Raw genomic sequence first — 283 nt, 5'->3', positions numbered from 1 at the left:
CCAGGTGCGGAACGGACATCGGCGGGGCGCCGACGGTCGCCTTGGAGTACACCTTGGCCTGGTGCTTGGCGACGATCTCGGGCTTGGTGGTCATCAGCCACTGGCCGCCGATCGGGAAGCATCCGTATCCCTTGATCTCAGGGATGCCGCTGTTCTGCAGAAGCTTGAGGGCCCAGCCGCCGGCGCCGACGAACACGAAGCGCGCTTTGACCTGGCTGGGGGTGCGGCCGACCGTCTGGCGGTTCTTGACCAGCCAGGTGCCGTCCTTCTGCTTCTTGAGCGA

At 66.1% G+C, this 283-nt stretch carries 1 protein-coding gene; it reads right to left on the bottom strand.

Annotated features, from left to right (window positions below; genetic code table 11):
• Positions 1–283, bottom strand: a 283-nt coding sequence (locus KI686_RS16605; protein ID WP_237590419.1) for a malate:quinone oxidoreductase, incomplete at both ends; no start/stop codon positions are given.

Origin of the sequence: Polaribacter sargassicola, assembly GCF_021991835.1 — a bacterium.
GTDB lineage: Bacteria > Bacteroidota > Bacteroidia > Flavobacteriales > Flavobacteriaceae > Polaribacter > Polaribacter sargassicola.
Note: the sequence above shows the minus strand (reverse complement) of the source record. Positions and strands in the feature narration are given on the sequence as shown.